At 74.7% G+C, this 16634-nt stretch carries 15 protein-coding genes and 1 pseudogene; all 16 read right to left on the bottom strand.

What is annotated here, in order from left to right; translation table 11 throughout:
* Positions 1-96 precede the first annotated feature (96 nt).
* A complete protein-coding gene (locus tag ACZ5DC_RS24400; RefSeq protein WP_468655912.1) occupies positions 97-1017 on the bottom strand; it encodes an LLM class flavin-dependent oxidoreductase in 921 nt (306 codons plus the stop codon).
* An 87-nt stretch (positions 1018-1104) separates the two neighbouring features.
* Positions 1105-2127, bottom strand: a complete 1023-nt coding sequence (locus tag ACZ5DC_RS24395; protein WP_468655910.1) for a methyltransferase — start codon at positions 2125-2127, stop codon at positions 1105-1107.
* A gap of 243 nt (positions 2128-2370) precedes the next feature.
* Positions 2371-2874 (bottom strand): nuclear transport factor 2 family protein, encoded by a 504-nt coding sequence (locus ACZ5DC_RS24390; protein WP_468655908.1) that lies wholly within the window; start codon positions 2872-2874, stop codon positions 2371-2373.
* Between the two features lie 66 nt (positions 2875-2940).
* The gene (locus tag ACZ5DC_RS24385; RefSeq protein WP_468655906.1) at positions 2941-3843 is read right to left on the bottom strand and encodes an alpha/beta hydrolase; all 903 of its coding nucleotides are present in this window, start codon (positions 3841-3843) and stop codon (positions 2941-2943) included.
* 473 nt (positions 3844-4316) lie between these two features.
* Positions 4317-5243: pseudogene (locus ACZ5DC_RS24380) on the bottom strand (carbohydrate kinase family protein); the annotation flags it as partial.
* Positions 5244-5293: 50 nt separating this feature from the next.
* Complete coding sequence (gene metK / locus ACZ5DC_RS24375; RefSeq protein WP_468656108.1) at positions 5294-6502, bottom strand: methionine adenosyltransferase; 1209 nt, start codon at positions 6500-6502, stop codon at positions 5294-5296.
* Complete coding sequence (locus tag ACZ5DC_RS24370; RefSeq protein WP_468655904.1) at positions 6502-8031, bottom strand: FAD-dependent monooxygenase; 1530 nt, start codon at positions 8029-8031, stop codon at positions 6502-6504. Before ACZ5DC_RS24370 ends, metK begins: the two co-directional genes overlap by 1 nt.
* Positions 8032-8044: 13 nt before the next feature.
* Positions 8045-8725: an antibiotic biosynthesis monooxygenase family protein gene (locus tag ACZ5DC_RS24365; protein ID WP_468655902.1), complete on the bottom strand. Its 681-nt coding sequence runs from the start codon at positions 8723-8725 to the stop codon at positions 8045-8047.
* A complete protein-coding gene (locus tag ACZ5DC_RS24360; protein ID WP_468655900.1) occupies positions 8716-10152 on the bottom strand; it encodes an FAD-dependent monooxygenase in 1437 nt (478 codons plus the stop codon). Before ACZ5DC_RS24360 ends, ACZ5DC_RS24365 begins: the two co-directional genes overlap by 10 nt.
* A 2-nt stretch (positions 10153-10154) precedes the next feature.
* A complete protein-coding gene (locus ACZ5DC_RS24355) occupies positions 10155-11087 on the bottom strand; it encodes an aromatase/cyclase (protein ID WP_468655898.1) in 933 nt (310 codons plus the stop codon).
* A gap of 83 nt (positions 11088-11170) precedes the next feature.
* Positions 11171-11986 carry a 3-oxoacyl-ACP reductase FabG gene (gene fabG, locus ACZ5DC_RS24350; RefSeq protein WP_468655896.1) on the bottom strand — a complete coding sequence of 272 codons (816 nt, stop codon included), beginning with the start codon at positions 11984-11986 and terminating at the stop codon, positions 11171-11173.
* Positions 11987-11998: 12 nt separating this feature from the next.
* Positions 11999-12268, bottom strand: coding sequence for an acyl carrier protein (locus ACZ5DC_RS24345; RefSeq protein WP_468655894.1), 270 nt, complete (start codon positions 12266-12268; stop codon positions 11999-12001).
* Between the two features lie 90 nt (positions 12269-12358).
* Positions 12359-13576 carry a ketosynthase chain-length factor gene (locus tag ACZ5DC_RS24340; protein ID WP_468655892.1) on the bottom strand — a complete coding sequence of 406 codons (1218 nt, stop codon included), beginning with the start codon at positions 13574-13576 and terminating at the stop codon, positions 12359-12361.
* On the bottom strand, positions 13573-14844 hold the full coding sequence (locus ACZ5DC_RS24335) for a beta-ketoacyl-[acyl-carrier-protein] synthase family protein (RefSeq protein WP_366751239.1): 1272 nt from the start codon (positions 14842-14844) through the stop codon (positions 13573-13575). Before ACZ5DC_RS24335 ends, ACZ5DC_RS24340 begins: the two co-directional genes overlap by 4 nt.
* Positions 14841-15170, bottom strand: coding sequence for a TcmI family type II polyketide cyclase (locus tag ACZ5DC_RS24330; RefSeq protein WP_468655890.1), 330 nt, complete (start codon positions 15168-15170; stop codon positions 14841-14843). The genes ACZ5DC_RS24335 and ACZ5DC_RS24330 overlap by 4 nt, the downstream gene beginning before the upstream one ends.
* 559 nt (positions 15171-15729) lie before the next feature.
* Complete coding sequence (locus ACZ5DC_RS24325; RefSeq protein ID WP_468655888.1) at positions 15730-16578, bottom strand: helix-turn-helix domain-containing protein; 849 nt, start codon at positions 16576-16578, stop codon at positions 15730-15732.
* Positions 16579-16634: the final 56 nt, after the last annotated feature.

Genomic DNA, 16634 nt, shown 5'->3' with positions numbered 1-16634 from the left:
GGCCGGCGCGGTGCCTCCCGGAGGGGGCGCGGGCCGGGGAGGCGGGGAGTGCGGCGGGGCAGAGGCGTCCGGTACGGGGGTGCGGTACGGGGTGCGTCAGCCCAGTTCCTTGGCCACGGCTTCGCGTACGGCCGGGACGATCTCCTGCGTCCAGCGTTCCAGGCCCTTGGTGCGGGACGGATCGCCCGCCGCGAAGAACACGAAGCCGGAGGCGCCGTGCTCCAGCACCGCTTCGGTCAGTTCGTCGATCCACTGCCGGACGGAGCCGCCGGTCCACCGTCCGGTCTCGTCCCGTGGCGCGTCGACGGGCCGGTCGGTGATGCGGGCCGGCAGGTTGAAGACGGTGGCGATGTCCGCGGGGTCCCGGCCTGCGGCGACGGCGGCCTCCTCGACGATCCGCCGCGCGGCCTGGTAGCGGGGGCTTCGCCAGTCGGCCGCGTTGCCGGGTATCCAGCCGTCGGCCCGGCGGCCGGTGACGGCCAGCGACTTGGGCCCCACCGAGCCGGTCCACACCGGCGGGGCCGGCACGGGGGCCGGGTCGAGCGCCTCCACCCGGGTGAACTCGCCCTCGAAGGTGACGGGCGCACCGCCGCCGGACAGCGACCTGACCAGGCCGATGGCCTCCTCCAGGGCGCGCACGGCGGCGGCCGGCTCCAGCCGGGGCACGCCGAACCTCACGATGTCGTCCCAGTAGCCGCCGGCTCCGATACCGAGGACGACACGGCCCTGCGCGAGCGCGGAGAGGGTGCTGAGCGTGCGCGCCAGCAGGGGCACCGGCCGGGTCGGCAGATTGGTGACGGTGACGACACCGGTGATGGCGCGGGTGCGGCCGAGGAGCAGTCCCAGGGTGGCGTACGCTTCCAGCCGGCTGCCGTAGTAGGGGTGGTCGGACACGGTGAAGAAGTCGAGTCCGGCGCGGTCGGCGTGCTCCACCCCGCGCACGATCTCGTCGGCCTCGGCGAGGGTCGAGCCGGGGCCGTATCCGAACCACGGTTTGCGTGCGAGCCGTTCTGGCATGACTGGTGCGTACCTCTTTCGCTGGACGAGCGGGGACGTGTGTCGGGCAAGGGCCGGGAGCGTGCACCGGCCGTCGGTACGGGTCTCCTACGCCGGTACGGCCTCCACCACGCTGCAGTGGCCGCCGGGGACGATCCGCGTCAGCCGCAGTCCCGACTTCTCCAGCAGGACCTCGAACTCGCCCGCGGTGCGCTGCTTCCCGCCGGCGACGAGGAGCATGTCGAGGTCCATCAGGGAGACCGTGGGGGTCGGGCGGGGCCGTTCCGGCAGGACGGCCTCGACGAGCAGCACCCGGCCGTCGTCGCCGAGCGCGGCGCGGCAGTTGCGCAGGATGCGCCGGGAGAGTTCGTCGTCCCAGTCGTGGATGATGTTGGACAGGACGTAGGCGTCGCCGCCGGCGGGCACCGTGTCGAAGAAGTCGCCGCCGACCAGCCGTACCCGGTCGCGCACTCCGGCGGCCCGCAGGGTGTCCTCGGCCTGGGACACCACCTCGGGCCGGTCGTAGAGGGTGCCGCTCACCCCCGGGTTGGCGTCGAGGACGGCGGCCAGGAGCGCGCCCCGGCCGCCGCCGACGTCGACCACGGTACGGAAGGCGCCGAAGTCGTAGGCCGCCACGACGGGGGCGATGATCCCCCGGGAGGCCTCGGTCATGGCCTTGTCGAACACGGTGAGGACGTCGGGGTGCTCGCCGAGGTAGTCCCAGACCGATGCGCCGTGCACGTCGGGGAAGGCGGTGCGGCCGGTGCGCACGGCGTCGGCCAGCCCGGTCCAGGCGTGGCGTTCGGCGGGCAGCCCGGTCCAGATCGCGAAGTTGCGCAGGGAGCCGGGGCTGTCCTCGCGCAGCGCCTGCCCCAGCTCGGTCAGCGCGAAGGCCTGGTCGTCGCGCTCTTCGAGGAGCCCGGCGTCGGCGGCGGTCCGCAGCAGCCGGTGGAGGCTGGGCGTGTGCGTGCCGGTGGCGGTGGCCAGGTCGTGGACGGAGCGCGGGCCGTCGGCCAGCGCGTCGGCGACTCCCAGCTCGGCGACCGCGCTCACGGCCTGGGCGAGCCAGCCGCCGGCGAGCAGGGTCAGGATGCGGGCGGGTGCGGGGAGCCGGGAGGTGTCTGACGGCATGACGAACTTCCTCCTGAGTACCGGATGAGCGGACCGGGACGCACCCGACGGGTCCCACCTGAAGCCTCTTCGCTGCGGGTGGCCCGTTCAAGGCGGTCCTGTGTCAGGTTTTGGTGAACTCGCGTCAGGTCTTGGCAGAGCGGCCGGGCACCGCCGCGGTGGCGGCCGGCCGGGGCGGGGCGGCCGGCTGTGCCCCGGGTGAGGGCGCCGCCGGCGGTGCCCCGGGGCAGTCGGGCGGAGCGGTCAGTGGCCGGCGCCGGTCAGCGGGCCGCTGCCCGCGTGCCAGACGAGGTCGAAGACGAAGCGGCGCAGCCGCCAGCCGTCCGGGGTGCGTACGGCCTCCGCCTCGTAGTGGCCGCCGATGTCGAAGTGCGCGCCGGGTTCCGCGGCCCGTCCGACGTGGACGGCCGTGAGGTGGGCCCGGATGAGGGCGCGGTCACCGTCGACGTCGACGGCGTAGTTGGTTCCCTGGTGGTGGGTCCGCTCGAAGGTGCTGCGGGCCAGCTGCTGGAACTGGGCGAGTCCGGCGGTCCCCCGGTACTCGCCCATCGGGAAGACCAGGTGGGCGTCCTCGGTGAACACCGAGCCGAACCAGTCGTCCCGGTCCCGGTCGCGGTCGAGGTGGGCGAGGTAGCGGTCGGCCAGGGCGGTCAGTTCGGCGCGGTCGGTGAGCAGCCGCACCTGGCCGCGCAGCTCCCGTAGTTCCTCGGACAGGGAGGTGGAGGCGGGGACGGAGGTGGTGGACATGGCGTTCCCTTCCAAAGGGGCGGGGTCGGGTGTCTGCGGGCGGTACGACGGTGTGCGGTACGGCGGTCAGCGCGGTGCGGAACGGGTCACGCAGTCCTCCAGGAAGGCCAGGGCGCGCAGGTGGTAGGAGCGGGCCGCCCAGCCCAGGCTGATGTTGTGGCCCGCGGCCGGCTGCCGCTCCACCAGGACGCGCGGGGACCCGGTGAACCGGGCCGCCAGGTCGGCGAGGTCCTCGGCGCCGTGCCGCCACCAGCGCTCGTGCTCGGCGAAGGTCAGCCGCACCGGGACCCTGACCAGCGGGGCGATCCGGTCGACGTACCGTGGCCAGTGCGGGAGTTCCGCCGCCTCCTGGGCGGGCACCGGCGCCGTCAGGGCCTCGCACGCCCGGAACGTGCCCGGTGGGTAGAGACCGAGCGGCCCCCAGTACCGGGTCCATGCCGGGGCCCCGTGGTGCGCCCGCGCGGCGGTGAGCGGTACGGCGGGGCGGTGACCGCACCCGGAGACGTCCAGGCCCAGCACCGCGAGTCCGTCGGCGGCGGCCCGCAGGACGAGTTTGCCGCCGAAGGAGTGGCCGAGCAGGAACAGGCCGGCGCCGGCCGGGTGCCGGGCCGAGAAGTCGTCGAGGGCCGCCCGCAGCAGTACGGACTGCGCGGCCAGCGGCAGCCCGGCGGGCAGCTGTGCCGCCGAGCGGCCGTAGCCGGGGCGATCGACGGCGAGCACGGAGCAGCCGAGCCGGGCGCCGAGGGCCAGCAGGGACACGTCCGGATGGGCCTGCCCGTCGAAGTACCCCGCACGCAGACCGCCACCGTGGACGGCGACGACGGTCGCCCGCGGCGCACCGCGCGCGGGTTCGCTCAGCAGGGCGGACAGGACGGTGCCGGCCGCGTCCAGTTCGATCCGGCGCACGCCCTTGGACACGGGTGCCGGTGCCGTCGCCGTCCGGCCGGCGGCGACGGCCGCCCGGCTCACGCCGCTCCCCCGGCGGCGGCCGTCCCGGGCGACGGTACGCGGCCGGGCCTGCCGGACCACGGCCGGACGGATCCGCCGGCCGGGCGGGGGCCGGGCGCGCCGATGTTCCCGGCCCAGGGCACCAGCCCACCGGGCAGGGCGGGGGGCACGGGGCCGCGGCCGGACCGGCCGGCCGGCGCCGTGTGCCCCGCGTCGGCCGGCCGCTCCGGCCCGGTGGCCCCGCCCGGAACGGGGCGCGGGCCACCACCGGCGAGCCGGTCGTCGCTCCGCAGGGCACGCGTGCCCTCGCCCGCGTCCCGGACAGTACGCGTCCCCTCGCCGGCACGCCGGACGGCAGGCGTGCCCTCCTCGGCACGCCGCCCGGAGCCGGTGCCCGCGCCGGCGCGCCGGCCCCCGCCCGACTCGGAACCCGTGTCACCGCCGGCACGCCTGTTCGCGCCCCGGAGGGACCCCGTGGCTCCGTCGATGCGGTTGAGCCAGGGGGTGAACCCACGTGCCGCGGCCGGGCCGTAGGCATGCCGGAGGCGCCGGCCGAGGTCCTCGGGGGCGAGGGCGTACTGCTGGGGGCCGACGCTCTCCAGCACGACCGTGGCGAGTGCGCAGCCGAGCCGGGCCGCGTCGCGCGGCGGCCGTCCCCACGCGGTCGCGGCGAGGAATCCGGCCCGGAAGCCGTCGCCCACGCCGGTGGGTTCCCCCACGGTCCCCGGGGGGACCGCGGGGACGTGCAGCGGTGGGTGTCCGGCGCCGGTGAGGTCGACGCCGTCGGCGCCGCGCGTGACCATCCAGGTGCCCGTGCGGTCCAGGACCTGCCGGTGCGTCCAGCCCGTGCGCTCCTGGAGCAGGGCCGCCTCGTACTCGTTGGTGAACAGCAACCGCGACCCGGTGACCAGGTTCCGGGTCTGTTCCCGGTCCAGTACGGCCAGTTGCTGCGAGGGGTCCGCGGCGAACGGGATGCCCTGCCGGCGGCACGCCCCGGTGTGCAGCACCATCGCTCGGGGGTCGTCCGGTCCGATCAGGGCCATGCCGAAAGGACCGTGGCGAGCGCTGACGTCGGCGATCCGGATGTACCGCGCCTCGGCCATCGCCCCGGCGTAGAACGTGGCGATCTGGTTCTGCTCGGTGTCCGTGGTGCACACGAAGCGTGCGGTGTGCAGGGTGTCGCTGACGCGTACGGCCCCCGTCTCCACCCCCTCGTCCCGCAGCCGGCTCCCGTACGGTCCGAAGTCCCGCCCGGCGGCCGCGGCGAGCACCGGCGAGAGTCCCAGCCGGGCCAGTCCCAGCGCGATGTTGGCGGCCACTCCCCCGGGGCGGACCTCCAGCGTGTCGGCGAGGAAGGACAGCGAGACGCGGTCCAGCCGGCCGGGGACGATCTGGTCGGCGAAGCGTCCCCGGAACGCCATGAGGTGGTCGGTGGCGACGGAACCGGTGACCAGGACGCGCCGCGGCCCGCTCACCGTCCGGCCGCCGCGCGCAGCGCGTCCACCCGGTCGGTGCGCTCCCAGGTGAACTCGGGCAGCTCGCGGCCGAAGTGGCCGTAGGCGGCCGTGCGGGCGTAGACCGGGCGGAGCAGGTCGAGGTCGCGGATGATCGCGGCCGGGCGCAGGTCGAAGACCTCGGTGACGGCGGCCTGGATGCGCGGCACCGGCACGGTCCCGGTGCCGAAGGTCTCGACGAACAGGCCCACCGGCTCGGCCTTGCCGATGGCGTAGGCGACCTGGACCTCGCAGCGGGAGGCCAGGCCGGCCGCGACCACGTTCTTCGCCACCCAGCGCATCGCGTACGCCGCCGAGCGGTCCACCTTGGACGGGTCCTTGCCGGAGAAGGCGCCGCCGCCGTGCCGGGCCATGCCGCCGTAGGTGTCGATGATGATCTTCCGGCCGGTCAGGCCGGCGTCGCCCATCGGCCCGCCGATCTCGAAGCGGCCGGTGGGGTTGACCAGCAGCCGGTAGCCCGCGGTGTCCAGCTTGATGCCGTCCTGCGCCAGTGCCTCCAGCTCCGGCTCGACGACGAACCGCCGTACGTCCGGGGCGAGTCGCCTCTCCAGGTCGGTGTCGCTCGCGTGCTGCGCGGAGACCACGACCGTGTCCAGCCGTACGGCGCGGTCGCCGTCGTACTCGACGGTGACCTGGGTCTTGCCGTCCGGCCGCAGGTAGGGTGCCGTCCCGTCGCGGCGTACCGCGGTGAGGCGGTGGGCGAGCCGGTGGGCGAGCCGGATGGGCAGCGGCATCAGCTCCGGGGTCTCGTCCGTCGCGTAGCCGAACATCAGGCCCTGGTCGCCCGCGCCCTGCCGGTCCAGTTCGTCCTCGTCGCCCTCGACCCGGGCCTCGTACGCCGCGTCGACACCCTGCGCGATGTCCAGGGACTGCGCGCCTAGGGACACCGACACACCGCAGGAGGCGCCGTCGAAGCCCTTCTTCGAGGAGTCGTAGCCGATGTCGATGATCTTCTCGCGCACCAGCGACGCGATGTCCGCGTACGCCGTGGTCGTCACCTCGCCGGCCACGTGCACCAGGCCGGTGGTGATCAGCGTCTCCACGGCGACCCGGGAGGAGGGGTCCTCGCGCAGGAGAGCGTCGAGAATGGTGTCGCTGATCTGGTCGGCGATCTTGTCGGGGTGCCCCTCGGTCACGGACTCCGAGGTGAACAGGCGTGAGGCCATCATGCGTCCTTGGTCGGGGTGGTCGGGGGGTTCTCGGCGGGGGCGCGGGGCGGGCCGAACCACGTCCGCAGCGCGTCCTGGAGGCCGGCCGCCGGGTCGGCGGTGCCGGGCGCCGCCCAGGCGACGTGGCCGTCGGGCCGGACGAGCAGCGCGGTGGTGCCGGCCAGGGGGTCGGCGCCGGCCACGGGCTCGGGTGCGGCGGTGACCACCGTGACCCGGTCGGAGAAGCCGGTGGCGGCGGCCCGGACCGCCGGTTCGCCGGCCAGGTCGAGCAGGACGCCGCGCGCCGGGTGGAGCAGTTCGGTGGTGCTGGTGGCCCCCGCCCCTCCGACGAGTTCGCGGTGTCCGACGCGGCGGCCCAGCAGCGGGTGGTGGCCGGGGGCGGCCGGGTAGCGGACGTCGAGTCCGCTGACGACACCCGCCAGATGGCGTTTGACGTCGTCGTGCTCCAGCAGTTCGGTGAACAGGTCGCGCAGCGGGTCCGCCTCGGCGCCGCCGAGGAAGATCAGGCCCTGGGCGCGGGTGTTCATCAGCAGCCGGGCGCCGACCGGGCGCCGTTCGTCGTCGTAGGTGTCGAGCAGGGACTCCGGTGCGGTGCCGCGCGCCACGGCGGCCAGCTTCCAGCCCAGGTTGACGGCGTCCTGCACCCCGGTGCTCAGGCCCTGGCCGCCGGCGGGCAGGTGGATGTGGGCGGCGTCCCCGGCGAGCAGGACGCGGCCGCGCCGGTAGCGGTCCGCCTGCCGGGTGGCGTCGGTGAAGGAGCTGACCCAGGTGGCGTGGCCGTCGCCGATGTCCTCGCCGGTGATGTGCCGCCAGGCGGCGGCGACCTCCGGGAAGCCGACCGGTGCGGTGCGGGCGTCCGGCGGGGAACCGTGCGGGCAGACGATGATCCGGTCCACGCCGTCACCCAGCGGTGCGGCCATCACCATGCCGTGGGGCAGCCGTTCGCCCAGCGGCCGGGGGCGCAGGGCGCGGCCGGCGACGTCGGCGAGGTACATCACACGGGTGGCGGGGGTGCCCGGGAAGCCGAAGCCGGCCAGGTCCCGGACGGTGCTGTGGCCGCCGTCGCAGCCCACCAGGTAGGCGGCGCGCAGCCGTTCGGTGCCGGCCGGGGTGCGCAGGACGGCCTCGACGCCGGTGCCGTCCGCGGTGAGGCCGGTCAGTTCCCGGCCCCGCCGGATGTCCGCTCCCCGTTCCGTGGCCCACTCCTCCAGCACCGCCTCCGTCTCGGACTGCGGGATGTCGCGGGCCCCGAAGTGGGCACCCTCCAGGGCCGTGTAGTCGAACCGGACGCCGCCGAAGTGGCCCACCGGGCTGGTCGGAGGGACCGGGCCGCGGCCGAAGCGGGGCAGCAGGCCCCGCTGGTCGAAGACCTCCATGGCGCGGGCGGTGAAACCGAGGCCGCGGGACTGCCCGGTGGGTGCGGCGAGCCGTTCGACGACGGTCACCCGGGCGCCTCCCAGGCGCAGTTCGCCGGCGAGCATCAGACCGGTCGGCCCGGCGCCGACGACGATGACGTCCGTGTCCATGGCCGCTCCTCCCTCAGCCCGCCGCGGAGCGCGAGTGGGTGACCCGGTAGGTGTTGGCCTGGCGCCCGGTGACCAGTTCCCGGGCGCGGACGCGTCCGGCGCGGACGTCCGCCGGGCGCTGCTCCTCGGGGAGGTGGTGGAAGGCGTCGTACAGCTCCTTGCCGTCCCACTGCGCGTAGTTGACGACGAAGGTGCCGTCCAGGCCGCGGAAGTAGGTGTGGGAGCGGTAGCCGGGCACGGTGGTGATCCACTCGTCGGGCCTGGCGAGGGTGTGGAGGAGTTCCTTCTGCCGGTCGGGGGTGGTGTCGAGGACGATCAGGACGGTGTAGTCGTCCCGGTCGGGCGAGATCTCGATGCCGTCGCCCAGCCCCGGGTGGTGCTGGGTGAACTCCAGCTCGGTCTTCAGCAGGCGGACGGTCCGCGCCAGTTGGTGGAACTGCGGCACGGTCTTCCGCTGGAACTTCTCGCCCTGGTAGCGGGCTTCGAGGTCGGCGAGGCTGCGCCACTGGATGTAGTTGGCGGTGCCGGGGCTGTCGATGCCGGCGTGCAGGGTGGAGGAGATCCAGCCCGGGTAATTCGCGTGATCGATGATGTCGCGCATCGCGTCGAGGACGTCGTCTTGGAGGGCGCGGGTGTCGGTCTCGAAGAGGTTGAAGACGGTGAGGTGGCCGTCGTCGGGCGAGATCAGGGGCATGGTGTTCCTTCCGTGGTGGGGAGGGGGACGCCGGCCGGGAACCAGCGGGCGCGTGCCGTCGCCTCGTCGTCGGCGCGCTGCGGTCCGGCCCGTACGACGTGGCCGTCGGGGCGTACCAGCACGGGTCCGTCGGCGCCGGGGCCGGGGCCGCCGTGCGGCCCGCCGAGCCGCAGTCCGCGGCCGGCCCGGAGCAGTCCGGTGGTGCTGGTGCGCCCGCCGGGGGTGTCGAGGACCAGGTGCGGCAGGCGTGCTCCCAGCAGGGGGTGGGCGGGGCCGCCGACGTCGTACCGGACGTCGAGGCCGCTGATGAGTCCGGCGAGGTGGGCGCGTACCGGCTCCAGGGCGATCAGTTCGGTCATCAGCTCACGCACCGGCTGCACCTCGGGGCCGCCGAGCAGCAGCAGCGCCTGGGCGCGGACGCCGGCCAGGACGCGCCGGCCCACCGGGTGCCGTTCACGGTGGTAGGTGTCGAGCAGGTCCGGGTGGGCGCGGCCGGTGACGTGCGCGGCCAGTTTCCAGCCGAGGTTGAAGGCGTCCGCCAGGCCGAGGTTGAGCGCCTGGCCGCCGATGGGCATCTGACGGTGGGCGGCGTCCCCGGCGAACAGGACGCGGCCGTGCCGGTAGGCGTCGAGCTGACGGTTGGTGTCGTCGAAGGCGTTCACCCACAGCGGGGTGCCGCCGCTGATGTCCTCGCCGGTCACCCGCTTCCACACCTCGGCGATCTCCGCGAACTCCGGTGCGCCGGTGCGCGGCCGGGGCGGGACGCCGAACTCGTGCGCCATGACACGGGTCACCCCGTCCGCCCGGCGGGCCGCCACCGCGAAGCCGTCGGGCAGCCGCTCGAAACGCCGGTCCGGCACGTCGACGCCGGCGACGTCCGCGCGGACCAGCTCCCGCCGGGCGTCGTGCCCGGGGAAGGGGGCGTCCAGCAGCCGGCGTACGGTGCTGTCCTCGCCGTCGCACGCGACGAGGTACGGGCTCCGCACCCGCAGGGCGCCGCCCGGGCCCTCGGCCGCCGTCTCCACGCAGGGGCCGGCGCCCGCGGTGACGGTGTGCACGTCGTGGCCGCGCCGGATGTCGGCGCCGAGGGCGCGCGCCCACTGCTCCAGCAGCCGTTCGGTGGCGTGCTGCGGGACCTTCCACTGCCCGGCGTAGGGGCTGGGCAGGGTGAGGTCGAGAGGGATCCCGGCGTAGTGTCCCCGGGGCTGCCGGGGCGGGTCGCCGAGGGCCGGGAGCAGACCGCGGCTGTCGAGGATCTCCATGGTGCGGGCGTGCAGTGTGGAGGCGCGCGACTCGGTGGTGGGTTCCGGCCGGCGTTCCAGTACGACGACCTCGGCGCCGCCGAGCCGCAGTTCACCGGCGAGCAGCAGGCCCACGGGCCCCGCGCCCACCACCACGACCTGTGTGTCCAGCCGGGCCCCGGCCACGGTCAGGCCTTCCCTTCGGCGTACGCGCGGGCGTGGCCGAGGGTGGCGAGGCTGTTGGTGCCGAGCGCGCCGCGGACGTAGGCGCGGGCGTCGTCGAGGGTGGCGTCCGGGCCCAGCACGGCCAGGTTGTCCGGGTTCAGGGTCACGGTGTGCCGGGAGGAGGCGACGGTGCCCGCCGGGGTCTCCTCGAAGGTCCACAGCCCGGTGTGCAGGGTCAGCAGGGCCGGCAGGGTGACCTGTTTGTAGGCGATGCGGTGGTGCGGGAAGGTCACCCGGTACGACTTGGTGGTGTGCGTGGAGCCGTCCTGGGCCCGGGTGTCCATCTCCAGGGTCTGCAGCCCGGGGGTGTCCTCGGTCAGGCGGGCGGAGGCGACGTGCGGCAGCCGCTCGGGCCACAGCCCCGCGTCGTTGACGAAGTCGTACACGTCCTTGGCGGCGCCGGCGACGGTCACGCTGTCGGTGAAGGAGAAGGTCAGCTCCTCGTGTGCGTGGGCGCGTTCGAGGTTGTCCTTGAGCGCGGCGAGTTCGGTGCGGCTGTTGTGGTCCACGGCGCGGTCGATCCAGGCGAGGGAGCCGGGGTCGTCGTCGACGGCGCGGTAGTCGTGCAGCAGGCGTACCCGGGCGGTTCCGTCCGTGACGGGTTCGACGATCCAGGTGCCGCCCATCGCGGCCACCGGCGGTGCGGTGATCTCCTGGCGGAAGGTGATGCGCAGCGCGTCCGCGTCGAGCGTGCGGCGGGACGTCCAGCTCTTCGCCCCGTCTCCCGCGGTCGCCCAGATGCGGATGCGTTCCTCGGTCCCGCCGCGCTCCACCTGGTCGACGTGGAGAGTGGGCGGGAAGATGCGGGGCCACTGGTCGACGTCGGCCAGCAGCCGGTAGACGGCGGGCGCGGGGGCGCCGACGGTGATCTCGTGCTCGACCTCGCGGGTCGTCATGGCGGTGTCTCCTCGGCGGATGCGGTGGGTGCGGGGGTGCGGGGGCCCGGCGTGTGCCGGGTACGGCGGTGTCCCGGCGCCGGTCAGAAGTTGCCGAGTCCGCCGCAGACGTTGAGCGCCTGCGCGGTGATGGAGGCGGCGCTGTCGGAGACCAGGTAGCCCACCAGCCCGGCGACCTCCTCGGGGGTGGAGTAGCGGCCGAGCGGGATCTTCGCCCGGAACTTCTCGAGGATCCGCTCCTCGGTCGTGTCGTAGGCGGCGGCGTAGCCCTGGCGCACCCGCTGGGCCATCGGCGTCTCGACGTAGCCGGGGCACACCGCGTTCACGGTGATGCCGGTGGGCGCGAGTTCGTTGCCCAGTGCCTTGGTGAAGCCGACCACGCCGTGCTTGGAGGCGGAGTAGGGGGCGCCCAGGACCACGCCCTGCTTCCCGGCGGTGGAGGCGATGTTGATGATCCGGCCGCGGGACTTGTGCCGCAGGCCGCCGGCGTTGAGCACCTCCCTGGTCACCCGGAAGACGCTGGTGAGGTTGGTCTCCAGGACGTCCTCCCACAGCGCGTCCTCGATGTCGGCGGTGACGCCGCCGCCGGACCGGCCCGCGTTGTTGACGAGGACGTCGATGGTGCCGAAGCGGTCCACGGCGGCCCGGACCAGGTGCTCCACGGCGGCCCGGTCCCGGACGTCGCAGGCGGTGCCGTCCACCTCCAGTCCCTGACCGGTCAGTTCCTTCACGGTCGCGGCGACCCGGTCGGCGTCGCGGGCCGCGAGGAACACGCGGTGTCCGCCTGCGGCCAGCAGCCGGACCACGGCCAGTCCGATGCCGCTGGTACCGCCGGTCACGAGCGCGACCGGCCCGGGGGTCCGGGGATGCGCGGTCGTCTCGCTCGTCTCGGTCGTCACGGTGTTCCCCTTTCAGGCGGCCCGGGCGGCCGACAGCCGCTCGTTGACGAGGTCGACCAGGGTCCGGGGGGTGGGGGCTTCGGAGAGCACGTCGTCGTCGAGCGAGACGCCGTACTCCCGCTCGATCCGGCCGACCGTCTCCAGCAGGGCCAGGGACTCGTAGCCCAGGGCGGTGAAGTCGGTGTCGAGGATGTCGCCGTCCAGGTCGACGGTGTCGTCGGCGCCGGCGGCTTCCAGCAGGATGCGCCGCAGCGCGTCGGGGGTGAAAACGTCGGTGGCCATCAGGGGTCCTTTCGCGGGGTGGCAAGCGGGGCTCGGACGGGCGGCGAAACGCATGGCGGGGAGCGGGAAGGGGGCGGTGGACCGGCGCGGCTACCGGGCGGCGCGGCGGACCACCAGGGCGGAGTTGAAGCCGCCGTGGCCGCGGGCCAGCACCAGGGCGGTGCGCACGGGCAGGGCGCGCGGCCGGTCCAGGACGAGGTCGAGGTCGTACTCCGGCGCCGGATCGCTGTGCACGGTGGGCGGCACGACGCCGTCGCGGAGGGCGAGCAGGGCGGCGGCCACGTCGAGCGGGGCCCCGCCGGAGTACAGGCGTCCGGTCATGGTCTTCGGAGCGGTCACGGGGACGCCCCGGGGTCCGAAGACGGCGGTGAGGGCCTCCGCCTCCGCCCGGTCGAGGGCGGGGTCGCCGGCCGCGTCGGCGAAGACGACGTCCACCTCGGCGGCGTCCGTCCCCGCGTCGGCCAGGGCGATCTCGACGGCCTTGCGCAGTCCGGGCGGGCGTCCCGAGCCCGGCTTCGGGTCGAGGGTGGCGCCGTACCCGGCGATCTCGCCGTAGACGTGCGCGTCCCGGGCGCGGGCCGCCTCCGCCTCCTCCAGGACGAGGAGGGCACCGCCCTCGCCGGGTACGTGCCCGCGCGCCGCCCGGTCGAAGGGCAGGTAGGCCCGGCCGGGGTCCTCGCCGGTGCTCAGCCGGCCGCCCGCGAGCTGGGCGACCCAGCCCCACGGGCACAGGGAGGCGTCCACCGCGCCGGAGACGACCAGCCGGGTGCCCCGGCGGATCTGCCGCCGGGCCTGCGCGAGGGCGTCGATGCCCCCGGCCTGGTCGCCGACGACCACACCGCTGGGTCCCTTCATACCGTTGCGGATGGAGATCTGGCCGCTGTTGACGGCGTAGAACCAGGCGAAGGACTGGTACGCGGACACGTACTGGCTGCCCTGGCTCCACAGTTTGCGCAGTTCGTTCTGGCCGAACTCGAAGCCTCCGGAGGCGCTCGCCGTGACCACGCCCATGTCGAACCCGGGCAGCTCGCCGGGGCGCACGCCCGCGTCTTCGAGGGCCCAGTCGGCGGCGGCAAGGGCGATCCGGGTCATCCGGTCGGTCTGCGGGATCAGCCGGCTCGGCAGGTGGTCCTCGGCGACGAAGCCGCGGATCTCACCGGCCAGCCGGGCCGGGTAGCGGGCGGGGTCGAAGCGGGTGATCCGGCCGATGCCGCTGCGGCCTGCCAGGGTGGCCGCCCAGTACGCGGACGTGCCCAGTCCGTTGGGCGAGGCGACGCCCAGGCCCGTGACGACCGCGGTGCCGGTCATATCCGCCTCCGCCCCGGCTCGGCGAGCACCATCGCGCTCTGGAAGCCGCCGAATCCGCTGCCCACCGTGAGCACCACGTCGGTCAGCTGGTCCCGGGCGTGCAGGGGGACGTAGTCGAGGTCGCACTCCGGGTCGGGGGTGTGCAGGTTGGCGGTGGGCGGCACCACGTCGTACTCCATGGCCAGGACAGAGGCGGCGATCTCCAGGGAGCCGATCGCGCCGAGCGAGTGCCCGATCATGGACTTGATGGAGCTGACCGGGGTCCGACGGGCGTGGTCGCCGAGGCTGCGTTTGAAAGCGGCGGTCTCGTGCCGGTCGTTCTGCCGGGTGCCCGAGCCGTGGGCGTTGACGTAGTCGATGTCGTCCGGGTTGAGCCGGGCCTCGTCCAGGGCGACGCGGATCGCCTCCGCCATCTCGGCGCCGTCAGGGCGCAGGCCCGTCATGTGGTAGGCGTTGCTGCGGGTCGCGTAGCCGGCGATCTCCGCGTAGACGTGGGCGCCACGGCTGCGCGCGCTCTCCAGCTCCTCCAGGACGAAGACGGCGGCGCCCTCGCCCAGCACGAATCCGTTGCGGGTCCGGTCGAAGGGGCGCGAGGCGGTGGCCGGATCGTCGGAGCGGGGGGTGGTGGCCTTGATGGCGTCGAAGCAGGCCATGGTGATCGGGGAGATCGGCGCGTCCGACGACCCCGCCACCATCACGTCCGCCGAGCCCTCCCGGATCAGTTCGGCGGCGTGGCCCACGGAGTCGATGCCCGAGGTGCACCCGGTGGACACCACGGTGCCCGGCCCCTCCGCGCCGACGGCCCAGGCCACCTCGGCGGCGAACGAACTGGGCACGAAGTGGTCGTACAGGTGGGGCACGGCGTAGGCGTGGTCGACCAGGTCGAGCCGCCCGCCGTCGCTCACGACCCGGTACTCCGCGTCGAGTCCGGTCGTCGCGCCGACGGCGCTGCCGATCGTGACCCCGACCCGGTGGGGGTCCAGCGCCGTCAGGTCGATCCCGCTGTCGTCGACCGCGCCGCGTGCCGCGACCACGGCGAACTGGGCGGCCCGGTCCATCCGCCGGACCTCCTGCGGGGTCAGTCCGTGGGCGTAGGGGTCGAAGTCGATCTCCGCGGCCACTCGGGAGCGGAACGGCGTGGGGTCGAAGAAGGTGATGCCCCGGGTCGCGGTCCGGCCCTCGCTGAGCAGGTTCCAGAAGTCCTTCGTGCCGATCCCGCCGGGCGCGAGGACCTCCACGCCCGTGACGACCACGCGGCGCGCCGTCATGCGGAGGCCTCCCAGGAGTAGAAGCGGGAGGCCATCGCGTCGGCCGGGGAGCGCCAGGTGGCGGGATCGTAGGCGTCGATGAACGGCCTGAGGTCGTTGCTGATGCCGACGAACCGGGGGTCGTTCCGGGCGTGTTCGATCCGCTGCCCCCCGTCGGCGGTGTCGAAGTCCTGGAGGTGGAAGTACAGCCCCCGGTACGTGAACAGCTGACGGCGCCGTGTCCCCATCAGGTGTGGCATCTCGGTCGAGTCGAACGCGGTGAACAGCTGCGCCACCTCGGTACTGGCCTCGGGCGCCATACGGGCGACGATCAGCGTGCTGTGCATACGTGACACTCCTTCGGTACGGGCATGCCGGACGGCGGACGTGCGCGGGCGAGGTGTGCGGGGCCGGATGCGCGGGGCCGGCCCGGTGTCGGGGCCGGCGGCGGGTGCGGAGCGGTGTCCCGTTTCCCGGCTTCAAGACTCTTCGGCCGCCGACTGCCGATCAAGGCGCGCCTGTTCAGGACTGCGTCATCTTGTGCACGGGTTGCGCAGGAACGGGCGGTAAGGACAGGGGAACGTCAGACGAGCGTCGCGCGAGTGCCGTTCCGGCGGGCCGCGACGGGCATGACGGTGCCGTGGGCTGCGCCCGGAGAAGTGCGCGGCCGGGACGGGGATCGCCGGGGAGTGCGCGGGAGCGGCCGCCGGCAGCGGCGACCCGCGCCATCCGTACGGGCGCCGGATGTCGGGGGGAGCGGTGTCAGCGGGGTGAGCGCGGCGTTGCAGGGGGCGCGCAGGCGGAGCAAGTGCCGGCCAGTGACGGAAAGCGCCGGGACCGCGGGGCCGGCCCTAAGTCCGCTCGGCTCGTCGGCGCGGCTCGTCGGCGCGGCTGCCGGCGTACCGCTCAGACCACCCGGAGGGCGCCCGGGCGGCGGCCGGTGAGGCGGTCCAGCGCGGCGGCGCTCGCGTCGTCGGCCGGCAGGTGGACGACGAGATGCTGGTCGTCGTCGGCGGGCAGCCCGAGCGTCTCGTACGCCAGCCGCACCTCGCCCACGTGCGGGTGGACCATGCGCACCGCCCCGTTCGCCCGCGGCAGCCCCGGCAGCGTCCGCAGCCGGCCGGCGAAGGGTTCCCCGCAGGACACCGTCAGCTCGTCCATCAGCGCGCCGACATGCACGTCGGTCTGCCCCGGTCCCTGTTTGAGGGCCGCGACCTGCTGGTCGGCGACCGTGTCCCAGTCCGGGTACACCGAGCGCGCCCGCGGGTCGGTGAAGACGAAGCGGGCGAGGCTGGGCCGGACGCCGTCCAGCAGGCCGAGCGGCCCGGCGAGCCGCCGGTACCCGTCCGTGCAGGCCAGGATCTCGCTCAGCCGGTTCACCAGCACGGCGGGCGCCGGTTCCAGCCGCTCCAGCAGCGCCCGCACCGTGGGCCGGACCGCCCTGTTCGGTCCCGCCCCGCCCCGGCAGGTGAAGCCGGGATCGGCGCCCTTGGCGAGCCGGTGCAGATGGACCCGTTCACCGGGGGTGAGCAGCAGCGCGTCCGCGAGGGCCGCCAGCACCTGCACCGAGGGCCTGCGGTCCCGCCCCTGCTCCAGCCTGGTGACGTACTCGACGCTCACCCCGGCCAGCGTCGCCAGTTCCGCGCGGCGCAGTCCCGGCGTACGGCGGCGCGGCCCGGCGGGCAGTCCCACCTCGGCCGGTGTCACGGCTTCCCGGCGCAGCCGCAGGAAGAGGCCGAGCTCGTTGTCGCTCATCCCGCGAACGTAACACCCGTCGCTCCGGCGGATCGTGGCCCTGCCACTACCACCCT

This window comes from Streptomyces sp. NPDC031445, assembly GCF_055581365.1.
Note: the sequence above shows the minus strand (reverse complement) of the source record. Positions and strands in the feature narration are given on the sequence as shown.

What these genes read in the sequence shown, in the direction of transcription:
- ACZ5DC_RS24370 (WP_468655904.1), bottom strand. Translation starts at nt 8,031, where the DNA reads ATGGACACGGACGTCATCGTCGTCGGCGCCGGGCCGACCGGTCTGATG.
- ACZ5DC_RS24330 (WP_468655890.1), bottom strand. Translation starts at nt 15,170, where the DNA reads ATGCACAGCACGCTGATCGTCGCCCGTATGGCGCCCGAGGCCAGTACC.
- ACZ5DC_RS24345 (WP_468655894.1), bottom strand. Translation starts at nt 12,268, where the DNA reads ATGGCCACCGACGTTTTCACCCCCGACGCGCTGCGGCGCATCCTGCTG.
- ACZ5DC_RS24325 (WP_468655888.1), bottom strand. Translation starts at nt 16,578, where the DNA reads ATGAGCGACAACGAGCTCGGCCTCTTCCTGCGGCTGCGCCGGGAAGCC.
- ACZ5DC_RS24355 (WP_468655898.1), bottom strand. Translation starts at nt 11,087, where the DNA reads ATGACGACCCGCGAGGTCGAGCACGAGATCACCGTCGGCGCCCCCGCG.
- ACZ5DC_RS24335 (WP_366751239.1), bottom strand. Translation starts at nt 14,844, where the DNA reads ATGACGGCGCGCCGCGTGGTCGTCACGGGCGTGGAGGTCCTCGCGCCC.
- ACZ5DC_RS24390 (WP_468655908.1), bottom strand. Translation starts at nt 2,874, where the DNA reads ATGTCCACCACCTCCGTCCCCGCCTCCACCTCCCTGTCCGAGGAACTA.
- metK (WP_468656108.1), bottom strand. Translation starts at nt 6,502, where the DNA reads ATGGCCTCACGCCTGTTCACCTCGGAGTCCGTGACCGAGGGGCACCCC.
- ACZ5DC_RS24395 (WP_468655910.1), bottom strand. Translation starts at nt 2,127, where the DNA reads ATGCCGTCAGACACCTCCCGGCTCCCCGCACCCGCCCGCATCCTGACC.
- ACZ5DC_RS24400 (WP_468655912.1), bottom strand. Translation starts at nt 1,017, where the DNA reads ATGCCAGAACGGCTCGCACGCAAACCGTGGTTCGGATACGGCCCCGGC.
- ACZ5DC_RS24365 (WP_468655902.1), bottom strand. Translation starts at nt 8,725, where the DNA reads ATGCCCCTGATCTCGCCCGACGACGGCCACCTCACCGTCTTCAACCTC.
- ACZ5DC_RS24340 (WP_468655892.1), bottom strand. Translation starts at nt 13,576, where the DNA reads ATGACCGGCACCGCGGTCGTCACGGGCCTGGGCGTCGCCTCGCCCAAC.